Annotated in this window: 10 protein-coding genes; 2 read left to right on the top strand and 8 right to left on the bottom strand. The window is 41.3% G+C overall.

Features of this window, described 5'->3' with window-relative positions:
- Positions 1–166: 166 nt before the first annotated feature.
- The 4 genes from KHN79_RS17175 to KHN79_RS17160 all read right to left on the bottom strand — a co-directional run bounded on the left by KHN79_RS17175 (position 167) and on the right by KHN79_RS17160 (position 4,722).
- Positions 167–1,480, bottom strand: coding sequence for a PAS domain-containing methyl-accepting chemotaxis protein (locus KHN79_RS17175; RefSeq protein ID WP_182010057.1), 1,314 nt, complete (start codon positions 1,478–1,480; stop codon positions 167–169).
- A 515-nt stretch (positions 1,481–1,995) separates the two neighbouring features.
- Positions 1,996–2,349, bottom strand: coding sequence for a hypothetical protein (locus KHN79_RS17170; RefSeq protein ID WP_244812774.1), 354 nt, complete (start codon positions 2,347–2,349; stop codon positions 1,996–1,998).
- Positions 2,350–2,514: 165 nt separating this feature from the next.
- A complete protein-coding gene (locus KHN79_RS17165; protein WP_182010058.1) occupies positions 2,515–3,615 on the bottom strand; it encodes an alkene reductase in 1,101 nt (366 codons plus the stop codon).
- Positions 3,616–3,840: 225 nt separating this feature from the next.
- The gene (locus KHN79_RS17160; RefSeq protein ID WP_182010059.1) at positions 3,841–4,722 is read right to left on the bottom strand and encodes a LysR family transcriptional regulator; all 882 of its coding nucleotides are present in this window, start codon (positions 4,720–4,722) and stop codon (positions 3,841–3,843) included.
- Between the two features lie 188 nt (positions 4,723–4,910).
- On the opposite strand from KHN79_RS17160, the gene KHN79_RS17155 reads away from it, so the two are divergent.
- Complete coding sequence (locus KHN79_RS17155; protein ID WP_182010060.1) at positions 4,911–6,107, top strand: MFS transporter; 1,197 nt, start codon at positions 4,911–4,913, stop codon at positions 6,105–6,107.
- An 83-nt stretch (positions 6,108–6,190) separates the two neighbouring features.
- Complete coding sequence (locus tag KHN79_RS17150; RefSeq protein WP_182010061.1) at positions 6,191–6,883, top strand: SDR family oxidoreductase; 693 nt, start codon at positions 6,191–6,193, stop codon at positions 6,881–6,883.
- Between the two features lie 433 nt (positions 6,884–7,316).
- Here the strand turns inward: KHN79_RS17150 and KHN79_RS17145 are convergent, their stop codons facing one another.
- From KHN79_RS17145 to KHN79_RS17130, 4 genes are all read right to left on the bottom strand, one after another.
- Positions 7,317–8,510 (bottom strand): acetate/propionate family kinase, encoded by a 1,194-nt coding sequence (locus KHN79_RS17145; protein WP_211907310.1) that lies wholly within the window; start codon positions 8,508–8,510, stop codon positions 7,317–7,319.
- 428 nt (positions 8,511–8,938) lie between these two features.
- On the bottom strand, positions 8,939–10,882 hold the full coding sequence (locus KHN79_RS17140) for a DEAD/DEAH box helicase (protein WP_182010062.1): 1,944 nt from the start codon (positions 10,880–10,882) through the stop codon (positions 8,939–8,941).
- A gap of 438 nt (positions 10,883–11,320) precedes the next feature.
- Positions 11,321–13,816 (bottom strand): EAL domain-containing protein, encoded by a 2,496-nt coding sequence (locus KHN79_RS17135; protein WP_182010063.1) that lies wholly within the window; start codon positions 13,814–13,816, stop codon positions 11,321–11,323.
- Between the two features lie 298 nt (positions 13,817–14,114).
- Entirely contained in the window at positions 14,115–16,637 is a 2,523-nt protein-coding gene (locus tag KHN79_RS17130; protein ID WP_182010064.1) for an EAL domain-containing protein, read from the bottom strand.
- Between the last annotated feature and the right edge of the window lie 361 nt (positions 16,638–16,998).

Here is a 16,998-nt window from a genome sequence, read left to right as displayed (position 1 = left end):
TCACAAAAGTGTCCGATGAAATATTCATCAGTGGGGTTAATGCCATTTAAATGGAAATCTTCTGGGTATAGCGTCAATTATTCTTCCTCGCCAAGTGAATAGGAGCACTTGACAAGGAAGAGAGCCAGATTGTCGAAAAGTATTGAGATAAGAGAATCAATCAGCTCTACAATGAGCGATTAAACTGAGAAACAGCCTCAACAACACGACTGGCGCCATCTTGAATATCGTTCATCACATTACCTGCTTTTTCAGATAGCTCAAGGGTATTAAGCGCATCTCTTTGACACTGTGCAATCAGTTCAACCGCGTTGTTGGTACGCATCAGGTTTTCTTCCACCATTGACACAATTTCATCGGTCGTCGTATTGGTGCGCAGAGAAAGCTGTCTGACTTCGTCTGCAACTACCGCAAATCCTCTTCCGTGCTCACCTGCACGAGCGGCTTCAATCGCGGCGTTTAATGCCAATAAATTGGTTTGATCAGCAATACCACTAATGCTCTTTACCAAATCATTGATTTTCGCGGAGTGCGTTTTAAGCTCTTCAATCGCGGTGTTCGCCTGCTGCATCTGCTCAGAAAGCTTTTGCATGTTCTCGACAGTCGAGCCGATGACTTGCTGCCCTAGAACTGTCTGAGTGCCGGTTTCTTCAGATACTTCGTTGGCCAAGTATGCCGCTTGTGCCATTGACTGCTCTTGATTCACTTGCTCAGTTATATCCGTAGCGAACTTCACTACTTTATAGAGCTCGCCCCTATCATTGTGGATCGGATTATAAGACGCTTCTAACCAGACCACCTGCCCCAGACGATTCAACCTTTTAAATCGTTCAGACGCAAAACGACCGGCAGCCAATCTTTGCCAGAATTCTTTGTAGCCTTGAGAGTTGGCTTCTTCTTGCTCACAAAAGATCCGGTGATGCTGTCCAATAACCTGTTCTATTGAATACCCCATCGTACTCAGAAAGTTATCGTTAGCTTTCAGAACGTTACCATCCAGACTGAACTCAATAACAGCCATAGAACTGTTTAATGCATTGAGCATATCTTCTTGTTCACGGGAGGTTTTTATCGTGCGAGTCAGTTCAGAGGCATACACCACTATACTCGTCGCTTTATCATTGGCATCGACAATAGGCTGAATCACTGAGCGCAGCCACGCTTCTTCACCATTACCTTTAGCAACCTGTATTGCACCATTCCAGAAGGCTTTATTAGTAACCGACTGTTTCATTCGCTGGAAGTGTTCTGTATTTCTGGCTTTTGACGGCACCAATTCAGAAATATGCTTTGCTAAAACTTCTTGTTCAGTCAGTCCGAGCTGCTTGAGAAAATTCGCATTCGCGGATGTGATTTTTCCTTCAGTATCGAGTGAGAGTCTCAACATGTCCTGATCAAGTTTTTGCTGGATTTGCGTAAGACTGTGCAGCTGTTGTTTTAACTGTTGATTTTCTTTTTGAAGTGATTTATTGAAAAACATGACTTCCCTCAAACGACCAAATTATTATAAATCAAAGGCTTATTAACTTCAGGTCTGGAATAGTTCTTTAGTTAGATTACAAATTAGTCACGAAGTATACTAGAAATCAAACATTTATCACACAGATATGACTTATCAATGAAATACACAATAACCATGTGTGACCCACCGCATTTAACAATCTAAGGAATTGCACACTAGTTACCTTTATCAGCATCGCAATCACCAAATAAAAAGCCCTTTCCAATATAAGAAAGGGCTTCAAATTCATGTTCAGGTTTTTGGCTGTTTACAGTAACTCTACCGACTGTTGAGCAATAACCCATTCTTCATTGGTTGGATTGCTATTAGTATCGCATCTGCTAGCAGGAGTGTGACCAAAATTATTTAGACCATATTTTAAACGATGTTTCAGAGATGAGTTTTACTCAATATAAGCTATTAGAACAACTAACCAAGCAAAGTGTAGGGAGTCAGCGCTATGTGACTCCCAGCAAAAGAATAAATAGCGCAGTCTAACTCAATGTAATCACTGTTTTTGGTTTTGTTAATTCACTGTGTTTCAATGCCTCTGACACCTGATCGAATTTAAAAGATGCAGGTAAACTAACTTCAACGCTTCCATTTGCAATACGTTCAAGTAACGCTTCACCGTTTTTCATCAATGCATACCAATCGTATTTATCTCCAAAATCATGTAACGCTCCAAGGGCTATTTCGTGGTAAGAAATAGTGCGTGTAAATGGAGGAACAATAGGTTTAGGTATACGGTCTTGAATGCAGATAATATGTCCATTCACTCTCAACCGTGGCACTAAATGAGCGGCATTTTCCCCACTCACTGCATCAAAAATGGCGAAGTATTTCATGTCGATTTGAGACTGTTCTCGATAAACTTGGCGAATACCTAAGCTTTTGGCTCGCTCTTCGCTCAGACTAGTTTATTGCCAAATTCGATAGGGTTCCATATCACTTCCACCCGCTTAATGAAAAGGTCAGGCACCAAAGAGTTATCGTCCTTGGTACCTGGTGTATTAGGCCTGATAAGTTGGATAATCGGTGTAGCCTTCGGCTCCGCCTCCATACAAGGTTAACCTAGCATCGGCATCAAACTCGGCCAATGGTAAATCATGGGCAAATCGGGCGACTAAATCAGGGTTCGTTACAAAAGGCGTACCAAAGGCAACGAAATCAGCATACTGCTTGTCTAACAACTGTTGTGCAGATTGCTTGGTCAACTTTCCTGCAACCATGATTGGATTGGAGTATATTCGGCGTACTTGCTGGCGAAACTCTTCAGGCACCTCTACATAGCGTGATATGTTTTCTGAAAAATGCACATACGCAAGGTTCATCGGTTGTAGTTTTTCCAGCAATGCTAACGTTAGTGGAACAATTTCAACATCATCCCCAGCAAAACCCTCTCCGATATGAGGAGACAGACGAACCGCTACTCTTTCCCCACCAATTTCCTCGGTAAGTGCTTGTAACGTATCAACCAGAAAGCGCATACGATTCTCTTGGCTGCCACCATATTGATCACTTCTTTGGTTGCTTTCTAAGCGTAAAAAGGTATCAAACAAGTAACCATGCGCAGAATGAACTTCAACACCATCAAACCCTGCTTCAACCGCATTTCTTGCAGCTTGAACAAAGTCGGCAATGGTTGCTTGGATTTCATCTGCACTCATTGTTTTTGGCTGCTGGGTTTCCACCATGCCAAACCCGCCTTCAGGTAATGGGCCGAAGACCTGATCTGGAATTTTTATCGCTGATGGTGCCAGGGGTTGTGAACCTGAAATATCGGAATGACTACGACGGCCAACATGCCAGAGTTGGATAAATATCTTACCCCCTTCCTCATGAACAGCCTTAGTCACTTTCTTCCAGCCTTCAATGTGTTCTTCTGTGTAAATGCCTGGGGTCATAGAGTAGCCCCGACCAACGGCTGAGACAGGAGCGCCTTCTGTGACAATCAAACCAGCGCTGGCACGCTGACGGTAGTAGGTTGCCATCATCTCGTTTGGTACATCACCAGGTTGAGACGTGCGTGAACGAGTCATCGGTGCCATTGCGATGCGGTTTTTGAGAGTCAACGCCCCCAATTGGATAGGTTGAAAAAGTGATTTAGACATAATAAGCCCTCTTATTTCTTGAGAGGGATATTAACAAACTCAATGCATCGCATTGATAGCAACAAAGACAAATGATATTTGTTAAAAATGCAACAGTCTAAGCGCACTACAGCAATGGTCTTATTGGGTGTCGATGACTCATCGACTTTTATAGGAATCTATCTTGTCCAGGGTGCCAGAGGAAATAGCCTAAGCGAGGTACGGAGTTACCTCGCGTTGAACGATTTACAGATCCAGTTTCGGCTGAATAAAATCGATAAAAGCAGAAATCCTCTTGGCAACAGAAGAAGACTTATAGTAGACAGCATTAATTTGCTCCCTGCCTGATTTGCCGATTTTTTCACCTTCTAACAACGAAATTAATCTTCCTTCCGCAATATCTTTTTTCACCATAAAACCCGATAGACAGGCGATTCCATTTCCCATCAATGCTAGCTGTCTCACCGTTTCACCGTTACTTGAGGTCAGCGTGGGTCTCAGCCCTGAAAAACCTTTCAGAGGCCATTCATTGAGTGTTTTTGGTGTTGAAAATCCGATGGTATCGTGATGTTCCAAATCACTACTCTTACTCGGAAAGCCGCGCTTTGATAAATAATCAGGTGAAGCAACAATGTAAAGTAAACTTCGGCCAAGAGGCCTTGCATGTAAAGTTGAATCATTTAATGCACCGATACGAATAGCGATATCGGTTTTCTTTTCTAGTAAATCAACAAAACCTTCATTGGAGGTCAACTCCAACTCAATATCAGGATAGGCTTGATTAAATGGCTGAACGAGTGGGACTAACTGGTGAAACACAAACGGACTGGCGGCATCAACACGCAGTCGCCCTTTGGGTAATTCCCCACGGGATATGATCTCGTCTTCCGCTTGCTGTAACTGCATCAGCCCTATTCGCACCGACTCAACGAATTGCCGCCCCTCATCGGTTAATTCAATCCGTCTTGTGGTTCGGTTTAATATCGTCACGCCAAGCTGACTTTCTACCTTACTCACCGCTCGTGATACGCGTGCCACCTGTATATCTAAACTTTCTGCTGCCGCAGTAAATCCGCCAGCATCAACGACAGTAAGTAGAATTTCTAAATCGTCCGATTTCGTGCGCATGCTGCCTACCATTTACTCTACAGTTTCGTTTTAATTATTGCATTTATAACAAATATTATTTGTTAAATAACCTATTTTTTGCAACGACATTTCCACGCAAAATCCCGCCATCAAATCACGGCAGCACGACACGTTGATAAGCACATTCGCTGCTGTGTACTAGAACCTAACAAAAGAGAGTAAATGATATGCCATTAGCACTTCTCGCATTGACGCTCAGCGCCTTTGCTATCGGAACGACGGAGTTTGTGATCGTGGGATTGATCCCGACCATGGCTTCTGACCTAAACGTCTCACTACCATCCGCAGGACTATTGGTGAGCCTTTATGCACTCGGTGTTGCGATTGGCGCACCTGTTTTAACCGCGCTAACGGGAAAGTGGAACCGTAAGCACGTCCTCATTGCTGTTATGTCACTGTTTGTGATTGGCAACTTATTGGCATGGCAAGCACCTGGTTACAACACCCTTATCGTGGCTCGCATTTTGACTGGTTTAGCCCATGGTGTGTTCTTCTCAATCGGCTCCACAATTGCGACTGGCCTAGTACCTAAAGAAAAAGCAGCCAGCGCGATTGCGATTATGTTCACGGGATTAACCGTGGCATTAGTAACGGGCGTGCCGCTTGGTACTTACATCGGCCAAACCTTTGGTTGGCAATCGACGTTTTTGATTGTAGCGCTATTAGGACTTATTGCCTTGATTGGTAGTGCTTTCTTGGTGCCAAACAACCTAAAACAGCCTGCTGCCGCTAAACTGTCATCCCAACTAAAAGTGTTAACGCAACCAAGACTACTACTGGTTTATGCCATCACAGCACTCGGTTACGGTGGTACCTTTACCGCTTTCACTTTTCTTGCGCCGATTTTGCAACAGGAAACAGGATTCAGCGCCAATGCAATCAGCCTAATTATGTTGGTATACGGCGTATCAGTAGCGATTGGTAATATTTGGGGCGGCAAAATGGCCGATAAGATGGGGCCAATAAAAGCACTGACGATTATTTTTGCGGGACTCGCCACCGTATTAGTTGTATTTAACTTTACGGCCATTAACCCTATAGCAGCGGTAGCGACCATTTTAGTTTGGGGGGCCTTTGCATTCGGTAATGTTCCTGGTTTACAAGTCTATGTGGTTAAGCTAGCTGAAAAATACACTCCTGACGCGGTAGACGTCGCTTCTGGTCTAAACATTGCGGCGTTTAACGTGGGTATTGCGCTTGGCTCTTGGGGAGGCGGTATGATTGTGTCAGAAATGGGCTTAATGCATACCCCTTGGATTGGAGCCGTGATAGTGATCGTTGCGCTCGCTCTTACTCGAATGAGTGGACGTCTTGATAAACGTACAGAAGTTCATTTGTCGGAAGCAAACGTACTTGTGAAGTAAGTATCACGACAATGGTTACAAGCTGGTCAAAGCTCGGCATTGACCAGCTAATTCTTACTTATAATCAACTTAGGTAGCTCACAATGAAAACGGTTTTTATCACTGGAGCCAATCGAGGCTTAGGCCTAGAGCTTGTTAAACAATACGCTCAGCGTGGGTGGCGTGTGATTGCATGCTGTCGTGACATTAACACAGCCCCAGAGTTGTCTCTCTTGACACAAACTTATCCAACCATTTGTATTCATACGTTGGATGTGAGTAATGAGTCCCATATTCTCGCTTTGACAGAAAAATTTGCAGATACCGCCATTGATGTACTCATTCATAACGCAGGAGTGAGCGGAGATGAATGTGAAAACCTAGGCAATATGGGGCAAAATGAATGGATAAATGTATTAAAGGTCAACACCATTGCGCCCATGTTAATCACGCAAGCTTTACTTAATAATATTCTTGCTGGCGAAGACAAAACCATCATTGGATTGACCTCGATACTCGCCAGTATCGATGACAACCGCTCAGGAGGTCGATACAGCTATCGAGCATCAAAAGCCGCCCTCAACCAAATAATTAAATCGCTCGCCTGTGAACTATCCGAAGCGGGAGTGAAGACCATGGCTATTCATCCTGGTTGGGTACAAACCGATATGGGTGGAAAGGATGGCAAGGTAACAGTAGAAGAGAGTGTTAAAGGCATGCTTAATGTTATCGACAATTTAAAACTTAAACATTCAGGTTTATTTTTTGTCTACGACGGCACCCAATTGCCATGGTAAGCCCAGTAGTTACGTCACATACAAGCTCTAAGGGTAGGATATGCTTTTTACCTTTATAGTTTAATTCTTTCTAATGTCGCTTTGCTCGGATGGTATTTACACAAAGTATCCCGTGATATTTCCCAAATTGACTGGGAGTGGGACGACGATGAAATCCTATAAGTTGATATTGCCTGCATCTATGGCTAGTCAAATTACATATACTAAGGAATCTGCGAGATTTCCCTGATACTGGGTAAATACTTTAACGCGAAATGGGACAAAAACAATTCAACACTAACCTCGCTAACTTGTAGCAGCAAAACGAATTACAGAAGGCAATTTAGTAAGCAATGGGCGTGTCGCCAACACATGCTTAGCGATGGTCTATCCAACATATAAGATCAAAAAAGCGAGCACTAAGCTCGCTTTTAACTATCTGTTTTACTTTAAATTACAAAAGTTCAACCGATTGCTGAGCAATCACCCACTCTTCATTGGTTGGAATCACAAGTACTTTCGCATCTAGCATCTCTGATTTACCAATCTCGCCAGCATTACCGAATCGGGCTGCTTCGTTGCCTTCAACATTTTCAACAAAGCCAAGCAGGTTTAGGTTCTTCAGTACTTCGCGGCGAATATCCAAAGAGTTTTCACCAATACCACCAGTAAAGATGATCGCATCCAGACTATCTAAAGGAATCAGGTACGAACCAATGTATTTCGCTACGCGGTAGGTAAATACTTCAAAAGCCAGTTTCGCACCTTCGTGACCTTCTTCCATTGCCTGCAGAATACCGCGAGCGTCAGAAGTCACACCAGAGACACCTAAGAAGCCAGATTTTTTATTCAGCGTTTCGAATACTTGTTCCTGAGTCCAGCCTTTTTTCATCAGGAACTCGATAATACCAGGGTCAAGGTCACCAGAGCGAGTGCCCATCATTAGACCTGCTAATGGAGTAAAGCCCATTGATGTATCGACTGATTGTCCGTCTTTGATCGCACAAACCGAAGCACCATTACCAAGGTGAACAGTGATGAAGTTTGATTGCTCTAAAGGCTTGTTAAGCATTTTTGCTGCTTCACGGCTAACAAAGTAATGGCTTGTGCCGTGGAAACCGTAGCGGCGAATGCCGTACTTTTCATAAAGCTCATGTGAGATTGCACCGGTAAATGCTTTTTGAGGCATGGTCTGGTGGAAAGCAGTATCAAAAACAGCGAACTGAGGCAGGCTAGGAAATGCTTCAATCGCTGCACGGATACCGATTGCACCAGCAGGATTATGTAATGGCGCAAGATCAGATAGCTTTTCAATTTCTTGAGTCACTTCGCCTGTAATGCGAACGGTTTTTGTGAATTTCTCTCCACCATGAACAATGCGGTGACCTACCGCTACTAGGCTCTTCGCCAGACCTAACTCTTCAGTTAAACCTACCAGTTTTCCGATAGCGATTTTATGATGGCTATCGTCACCTTCGATTGATACTTCGTTTTTTTCACCATTGAATTTCCAGCTCATACGAGAATCTGGAAGACCAAAGCATTCACCTAGACCACTGAGTACAGCATCACCTGATGTTGAATCGATGACCGCGAATTTGAGTGATGAGCTACCAGAGTTGATCACCAGTACAAACGAATTAGACATGAGTTAGTTATCCTGTTGTGGAGCAGAGGTTATAATTGCGCTTCCGCGCTGCGTACTTCTTGTTTGCCACCTATTATTCAATAATTTTTTAATCTTTCAACAATCTTTTAGATTTCTAGTTCTAATTGAACAATTTTTATTGATCTAGAGCATCTTTTAATTTTATTTGAAGGATGAAAAATATCCAGAAAGAGCAGTAAACAATAATGAACCCAATTGAAAACAAGATATTATCAATAAACAGCCATAATAATTAATGAAGCAAACATACCTGTGTAATAGGCAATGCCTCTCATTAATCAATTACTCTTTAATACTAAATTAACGCAACGAGCGATTTTCTTCAGGTGTAAAAAAGCCGAGCTTTAATAGCCCGGCTTTCAAATTCAGCTTTTATCTGCCTCTGTATTTAAAATATACAGACTCGATTATGCTTCTTGTGGACGACGACCACGGCTGTTGCCATTACCGTGGCCACGTTCACCACGGTGTGCACCACGGTGATCGCCACCACGGTTACGGTCGAAACGACGCTCGCCACCTTCACGGTTGCCATCGCGGTTGCCGTCACGGTTACCACGGAAACCGCCTTCACGACGTCCGCCCTCGCGACGACCACCTTCACGGTTACCATCGCGATTACCACGGTAACCACCACCATCACGACGACCGCCATCGCGACGTCCACCGTCACGGCGACCACCACGAGATTCACGGAAGTCATCAAAGTCACAAACTACTGCACCGACATCTTGCTGACGGATACGTAGCTTGCTTAGCTTGTTAGCAGCTTCAGAAGTCATTGCTTTTGGTAGCTGAACGAATGTATGACCTTGTGCTAGCTTAATCGCACCGATAGAGCCTTTGCCTAGGCCAAGTTCGTTTGCCAGAGCACCAACGATGTCTTTAACCTGAACGCCCTGCTCGCGACCAACTTGCAGCTGGTAAGTATCCCAGTCTTGGTTATTGAAGCTACGACCGCCTTCACGACCACCTTCACGGCGCTCTTTACGACGTTGCTTATCACGTTCAATTGCTTCAACCATTGGGTCTGCGCCAATGTAGAACAGAGGACGCTTACCTTGCTGACGCTTAAGAAGCATAGCAGCAAGCATTGCTGGGTCGATGTCCAGAGAAGTTTGTAGTTTCTCAACGAGCTCAGCAAACTTATCTAGTGATTTGTGTTCTTTCTCAGCTTCGAGCTCTGCACCTAGTTTTGCAAGACGAGATTCCGCAACTTGGTCACGCATAGGAAGTTGAATCTCTTCCATTGATGACTTAGTTACGCGCTCGATTGTGCGAAGCATACGGATTTGGTTAGTACGAACCAGAAGGATCGCCTTACCTTTACGTCCAGCACGACCCGTACGGCCGATACGGTGGATATATGACTCAACATCGAATGGGATGTCGTAGTTAAATACGTGTGTGATGCGTGGAACGTCAAGACCACGTGCAACAACGTCAGTTGCAACCAGGATGTCGATAACACCTTGTTTGATGTGATCAACAGTACGCTCACGTAGAGACTGAGGAATATCACCGTGCAGTGCAGCCGCTTTAAAGCCACGTGCAGATAACCAGTCAGCTAGACGCTCAGTGTCTTGACGAGTACGTACGAATACAATAGATGCATCAGTTTCTTCCGTTTCAAGAAGACGAGACATCGCTTCATCTTTCTCTACGCCTTTTACTACCCAGAACTGCTGCTGAACTTTGTCTACAGTGTGGTTCTTACCTGCAACGTCAACAGTGATAGGATCACGTAGGAAGCGCTCAACAATGTTTTTCAGCATTGGAGGCATCGTTGCAGAGAATAGAACGCGCTGTGCTGACTCAGGAGCGTGCTCCATGATTGCAGTCACGTCGTCAACGAAACCCATATTTAGCATTTCGTCCGCTTCATCCAGAACGAAGGTACTAACTTCGTCTAAATGTAAGCGTTCACGGTTAATAAGGTCTTGAACACGGCCAGGTGTACCAACAACAACATGCGCACCGCTTTTAAGCGCACGCATTTGATCCACGATAGATGCACCACCGTAGATTTCCAGAACTTTCAAGCCCTTGATATTTTTACCAAGGTTCTTCATTTCAGCGGCAACCTGAATCGCTAGCTCACGAGTTGGAGCAAGTACGATTGCTTGTGGTTTACGTTGATTAAGATCTAGTTTGTTTAGAAGAGGCAGAGAAAATGCTGCCGTTTTACCTGTACCCGTTTGTGCCTTGCCCAGCGCGTCAGCACCTTCCAACAGGTGAGGGATTGCCGCAGCCTGAATCGGAGTTGGTGACACGAAACCCATTCCGTCTAGAGCAGAAAGGATAGAATCATTCAGAGATAAATCACTGAATTGAATAACAGAATCTTGCATTGGGATCCTACTTAATTAAACAAAAAAACAGTCCCATATGCTCTTCCAATTCGATACTGATTCATCCAGATACGAAATCCACTACTAATATAGAAATTAGTACAGTACACAACCGCGATAAGCCATTAGGGACGACTAAGGGAGGCGGATTATTCCTTAAAAGCATAAAAAAAGCCAGAAAAAATTGAAATACATCACAATTTATTCTCAATTATGGCATTTCTGCATATTTTACCACCAACCCACCATTATCCTAGAAGGTAAACACCCATAGCACTGACAAATTCGTCACCAAATCATAAGGAGCTCACCAACTTTCAGGGCCCCTTAATTGAGTAAAATTTTCAGCGCTGTTGTGCTTACAGATAATAATAGTTCGCATTGATTATCGTGTCCCCTACTCCATCAAGTTAAGTAAATATGTTTAACAACGCGAAATCAGCTCGCTGCCCAGTCATCGTAAGGCGCCGGCCTACCAAAGTAGTAACCCTGACCTAGCTGGCAATTGAGTTTACTCAGTAGCTTAGCCTGTGTTTCGGTTTCAATCCCCTCTGCGACGACATAGGTATCGATGGTTTGCGATATCTTTACGATCATCGCAGTTAACGATGACTCATAATTCTCTTCAGTCAATGTACTCACAAAGGCACGATCAATCTTCAAACAATCAAACTCCAGTTTCTGTAGATAAGAAAGAGAGCTATAACCCGTACCAAAATCATCAATCGATATATGAATACCCATTGCAATAATAGCTTCCAGGTTACGGTTAAATACCCCCGTATTTTCCACAAGCCCTGACTCGGTGATCTCTAATGAAAGGTTTTTCGGGTTAACATTTGTACTATTGATAATGTCTTGTAGACTGGTAAAGAAAGATGAATGTGAAAGCTGCAATACAGAAATGTTCACATGCATTTTAAAATCTGCTGGCCATTTTCCTTCAGCAATACCCTTAGTAACATCCAGACAAGCCTGAGAAAGGATTGAATCACCCAGTTGTTCAATAAAGCCATTCTCTTCCGCGACAGAAATGAACTTATCCGGTGGAACCATACCTAATTTAGGTGAAATCCAACGAGCCAGCGCTTCGGCTCCGACAGCCTTACCTGACTTCAAATCGACAATAGGTTGGTAAAACGGGATAAACTCATGCTTTTCGATGCCTCTTTTAATCTCGGCGCACATTCGAGTCTTATGCTCAATCTTCTCCAGCATCTCGTCACTAAAGTGGAAAATTCGTCCTTGTCCTTTTTTCCCTTCAGACAGTGCGATACTGGCATTGCGCAAACAGAGTTCCATTCCTGAATATTTTTGAACATCTGTAACAACACCCACAGAGATTCTGAAAGCAACATCTACATCATCTATAATCAGACGCTCCGTTAAAAGCTGCTTAATACGCTCGGCGTAAGCTTTAGATTGTCGGAAATCCAAGTCCTTTGATGAGAATAGAGCAAATTTACCACCATCAATTCTTGCGATAAACACATCATCTTCAACAAATTTATTCAGACGATTTGCAACTTCCTTAATCACTAAATCACCTTTGTCGTACCCTAGTAAATCATTAATATTATTAAAAGCACTGATACTGAATATAAACAAAGCACCTTGTTTGTTATCAAGCGTTTTATAGCTGTCTACCAATCCCGCCTTACTCAGTAGCCCAGTTAATTCATCGGTAAAGGCTTTATCTTTTAGCTTCATAATCGTACTATCAACTTTCACTGACATACGATTAAAACTCGTCACCAACATTTTTATTTCGTTTATTTTACTACTATTAGCAATAGTTCCTATCTTATCCCCTGATGTTATTTGTTTAGCGGCAGTGATTGTTAACTCGATAGGCAATATAATTTTATTTATGTATATAGCAAATATAAAAAGCCCAATAAGGCAAATAAAAGCACCAATAATCCAGCTGGTTCCTCTATTTACAAAGATACCTTTATATAGAGAATCTTTAGACACAGAAATACCAATGTACCAACGGAGTCCAGCTTCACCATAAAGAACATAAGGGGTTACACTATTATAGTAGACTTCACTTTCAACATCCGTTTGATAACTTATTGTATCTTCTAACTCGCCAAGTATAGCTTGTGAAGACAAATGCCTTAAACTCTTTGTCATTACTGGCGGAAGCGCTTTTCTTAAATTAGACAAGCCACTAGAGTCACTATCCTCAGAATGAGCAATAATTCTACCATCACCATTTAAAATATAAACCATCACATTGTGCTTAGTTTTCAAATCAAGCACAAATTCAGTCAAGGTATTAATATTAATATCAAAAGCCAACACACCACTTGTGTTTTTTAAGTTATCCACAATGGGAACAGAAGCTGATATTGTTGGTGTGGAATTATAGATACTAGTATATATGTCTGACCACACAGGACGCTTCATCTCAACTGCAAATGAATACCATGGCCTATCTCTAGGGTCATAATTATTGATGACCATAACGGTATTACTTTTTGGCGAGTCCTCGGAAAAAAAAGTCATTTTCCCATTCGTACGTTGGTCTTTTAGAATAAGCTGACTCTTGTTATCGGAATTATTTTGATAACCAATATAATTTGAAGACTCTGAACCATAACCAACAATATCTATTTGAGGAACTTCAACATTGATATTTGAAATGAAATTTTTAAGATAAGTTTGAATTCTGGACAGTTCCTTTTCTTTTGTAATACTTTCAGATTCAATTATTTTGGCCATCATCATTGCTAAATGTAACGGTTCGTTAAGGAAGTGATCTAGCTTTATTTTAATATTATCTGAAACAGATAACATCTTATCATTTCCTATAATGCCAACTCTTTTTTCATAGTTATAGAATTGGACAATAGAAACACCCAAAAAAGTAATAACAAATATAATAAAGAACGGTATAATTATCGCTGACTTTAGACTTTTTCTCATGATTTTTTCTTATAATATGACTATTAAATTATATCCCCTACAATTTAATAGATTCTTCACCTCAAAAGAAATGATAAAATTAAAATAGAAAGATTTCAGAAAAATCTGATATGGTAAGATTTAAAATTCCCACACCCTAAAATAATAATTCTCAGTTCTAGTTGAATAATACTCAAACATGACGCAATAAAACTAAAAGCGAGCATGAAAGCTCGCTTTTTACTCTTATACTAAAGTATAGTCGTACGCAATCATTATCGCGTAATCGCACGCCGTTAAGTTACATCAAATGATTCAACTACACCGAATCATTCGACGCCCAATCCTCATAAGGAGCGGGTCTACCAAAATAATACCCCTGACCTATGTGGCAATTGAGTTTATTTAGTAACTTAGCTTGTGTTTCAGTCTCAATGCCTTCAGCGACAACATAAGAATCAATCGTTTTCGATATGTTTAGAATCATCGCAGTTAATGAAGAATCACAGTTCTCTTCCGTCAACGTACTAATAAATGCACGGTCAATTTTCAAACAATCAAAATCAAGTTCTTGTAGATAAGAAAGTGAGCTGTAACCTGTACCAAAGTCATCGATCGAGACATGAATACCCATTGCAATAATGGCATCTAAATTACGTTTAAAAATGCCCGTATTTTCAACAAGCCCCGATTCAGTGATCTCTAATGACAGATTTTTAGGATTCACATTCGTGCTATTGATGATCTCTTGTAAACTCGTTAAGAAAGAAGAACGCGAAAGCTGCAGCACAGAAATATTCACATGCATTTTAAAATCTGAAGACCATTTGCCTTCGTGAATACCCTTAGTTACATCGGTACACGCCTGCAACAAAATAGACTGGCCAAGTTGATCGATAAAACCGTATTCTTCCGCGATAGGAATGAATTTGTTTGGTGGGACGATGCCTAATTTAGGAGAAATCCAACGAGCTAACGCTTCTGCACCAATAACCTTACCGGTTTTTAAATCAACTAACGGTTGATAAAAAGGAACAAATTCTTGCTTTTCGATCCCTTGTTTAATCTCGGCACACATTTTAGTCTTAAGTTCTATATCTTCCAACATTGCACTGTTGAAATGGAAAATTCTACCTGAACCTTGTTTGCCTACAGAAAGCGCGATATTCGCACTACGTAAACACTGCTCCATCCCAGAGTACTGTTGGGTCTCCGTAACTACACCCACTGACATTCTAAAGGCAATATCTACTCCATCAATCACTAAACGTTCAGTTAAAAATTGCTTAATACTCTTAGCATAAGCTTTTGCTTGGGTGAAATCTAACTCCTTGGGTAAATATACAGCAAATTTCCCACCAGCAAGCGTTGCCATTAAGACGTCATTTTCAATGACTTTATAAAACCGATTTGCGAGTTCCTTTTTGACCAAATCTCCTTTGTCATAACCTAATGAATCATAAATACTATTAAATTCATCCACACCAAAAATAAACAAAGTACCAGACTTGTTGTCATGACGATTATAACTGTCTACCATACCCGCTTTATTCAGAAATCCAGTGACTTCATCGTAAAATGCTTTGCTTTCGAGTTTCTTAATAGTGCTGTCAACAGTTACTGACATACGATTAAAACTCGATACTAACATTTGAATTTCTTTGACTGGACTATTCTTAGTAGTAATGGATTTAATCTTATGTCCATTCGCTAATTTATTGGCTGCCGCTATAGCCAATTCGATCGGAAATATAATTTTATTAATATGATTGGCGACAATAAACAAACCAACGATACAAATTATAAGGCCTACTACCCAACTGGTCACTCGGTTGTGTATTGTCTCTGCATATAATGTATCTTTTAGTATAGTGATACCAACATAAGCCATAACACCATCATCACTACTCAGAGTATAAGGTGCCACACTATTTAAAAAAGTTTTACCTGAAAACTCTGTTTGATAAGTTATGGTGTCATGAATCTGCTCAAGGCCCGATTCAGAAAGGTATCTTACATTTTGAGTAATAACAGGGTCGACTAAGGTATCAAACCTGATTTTGTTAGAGTGATAATCAGAATTACTCGTATTTTCTAGTCCTGTGTGAGAAATGATATTTCCTTTATCATCCAAAATATAAATCATCACATCGAATTTATTTTTCAGATCAAGTAGAAATTGCGTTAACGTGCCAATTCTAATATCTACGCCCAAAACACCATTTATATTAGAGGAATCATCAATAACAGGAATAGCAGCAGTAAGAGTGGGATGGTATTCAAAGACACTAGTATACACATCTGACCACGTCGCAGTGTTGGTTTGCATTGCACGAGAATACCACGGTCTCTCTCTCGGGTCGTATCGACTAATTATCATGCTGGCATCTGATTGTGTTGACCTCCCTTCAAAGAAAGTCATTTTTCCATCAGTACGCTTGTCTTTAAGAATCAACTGCGACTCGTTGTTATCACTCTTGCGATAAGCAACATAATCTCCTGAATCGGTCCCATATCCAATCATGTCAATTTGAGGTATTTGTTTGTAACTATCTGAAACTGTTATTTTTAAGTAATGTTGAACCAAAGATAAGTCTTGGTCTTGCTTAACATTGTCAAAAGCAATTAAATTCGCGACTGCCTTACCTACATATAGTGGATTCTTCAAAAAATAATCTAACCTGATTCCAACGCTTTCGGTAACGGCTGACATTTTTTTCGCCCCAACATCACCGATTCTCTGTTCGAATTGATACAACTGGAAAGCAGTCATACCAACAAAGGTAATAAAAAATATGATAACGAAAGGGGTTATGATTGCTGACTTCAGGCTTCTACTCATGAACTTTCACACCAACGCTCAAAAAGATAAAACGTTTTGATAATTTATTTATTTATGTGCTTAGTTTTAACCTATTGCAATCGCTACATAAAACAGGGGGAAATCAAAAAATATGAAAATAACATATGCATTTAGACGTTTCAGATTAATCCTACATAGTGACCCATAAGGTTCCCACGTGCTAGATATAATTATCCTAGTCAGAGTCGCATAACATTTAAGGTCACTTTCAAAAAATACATGCATACGCAATAAACATTTATGCATATATACAAACAAGACAGACACCGACTTCGGCACCTGAAGTCACTTGGGTATAACACTGAAAGTAATGATCACTATACAATCATTACTATGCTAG

Source organism: Vibrio sp. B1FLJ16, assembly GCF_905175385.1.
Lineage (GTDB): Bacteria > Pseudomonadota > Gammaproteobacteria > Enterobacterales > Vibrionaceae > Vibrio.
The sequence above is the reverse complement of the archived record's forward strand: the minus strand, read 5'-3'. Positions and strand labels throughout refer to the sequence as shown.

Coding starts and splice junctions, on each gene's coding strand:
- KHN79_RS17175 (WP_182010057.1), bottom strand. CDS start 1,480: ATGTTTTTCAATAAATCACTTCAAAAAGAAAATCAACAGTTAAAACAA.
- KHN79_RS17170 (WP_244812774.1), bottom strand. CDS start 2,349: ATGAAATACTTCGCCATTTTTGATGCAGTGAGTGGGGAAAATGCCGCT.
- KHN79_RS17165 (WP_182010058.1), bottom strand. CDS start 3,615: ATGTCTAAATCACTTTTTCAACCTATCCAATTGGGGGCGTTGACTCTC.
- KHN79_RS17160 (WP_182010059.1), bottom strand. CDS start 4,722: ATGCGCACGAAATCGGACGATTTAGAAATTCTACTTACTGTCGTTGAT.
- KHN79_RS17155 (WP_182010060.1), top strand. CDS start 4,911: ATGCCATTAGCACTTCTCGCATTGACGCTCAGCGCCTTTGCTATCGGA.
- KHN79_RS17150 (WP_182010061.1), top strand. CDS start 6,191: ATGAAAACGGTTTTTATCACTGGAGCCAATCGAGGCTTAGGCCTAGAG.
- KHN79_RS17145 (WP_211907310.1), bottom strand. CDS start 8,510: ATGTCTAATTCGTTTGTACTGGTGATCAACTCTGGTAGCTCATCACTC.
- KHN79_RS17140 (WP_182010062.1), bottom strand. CDS start 10,882: ATGCAAGATTCTGTTATTCAATTCAGTGATTTATCTCTGAATGATTCT.
- KHN79_RS17135 (WP_182010063.1), bottom strand. CDS start 13,816: ATGAGAAAAAGTCTAAAGTCAGCGATAATTATACCGTTCTTTATTATA.
- KHN79_RS17130 (WP_182010064.1), bottom strand. CDS start 16,637: ATGAGTAGAAGCCTGAAGTCAGCAATCATAACCCCTTTCGTTATCATA.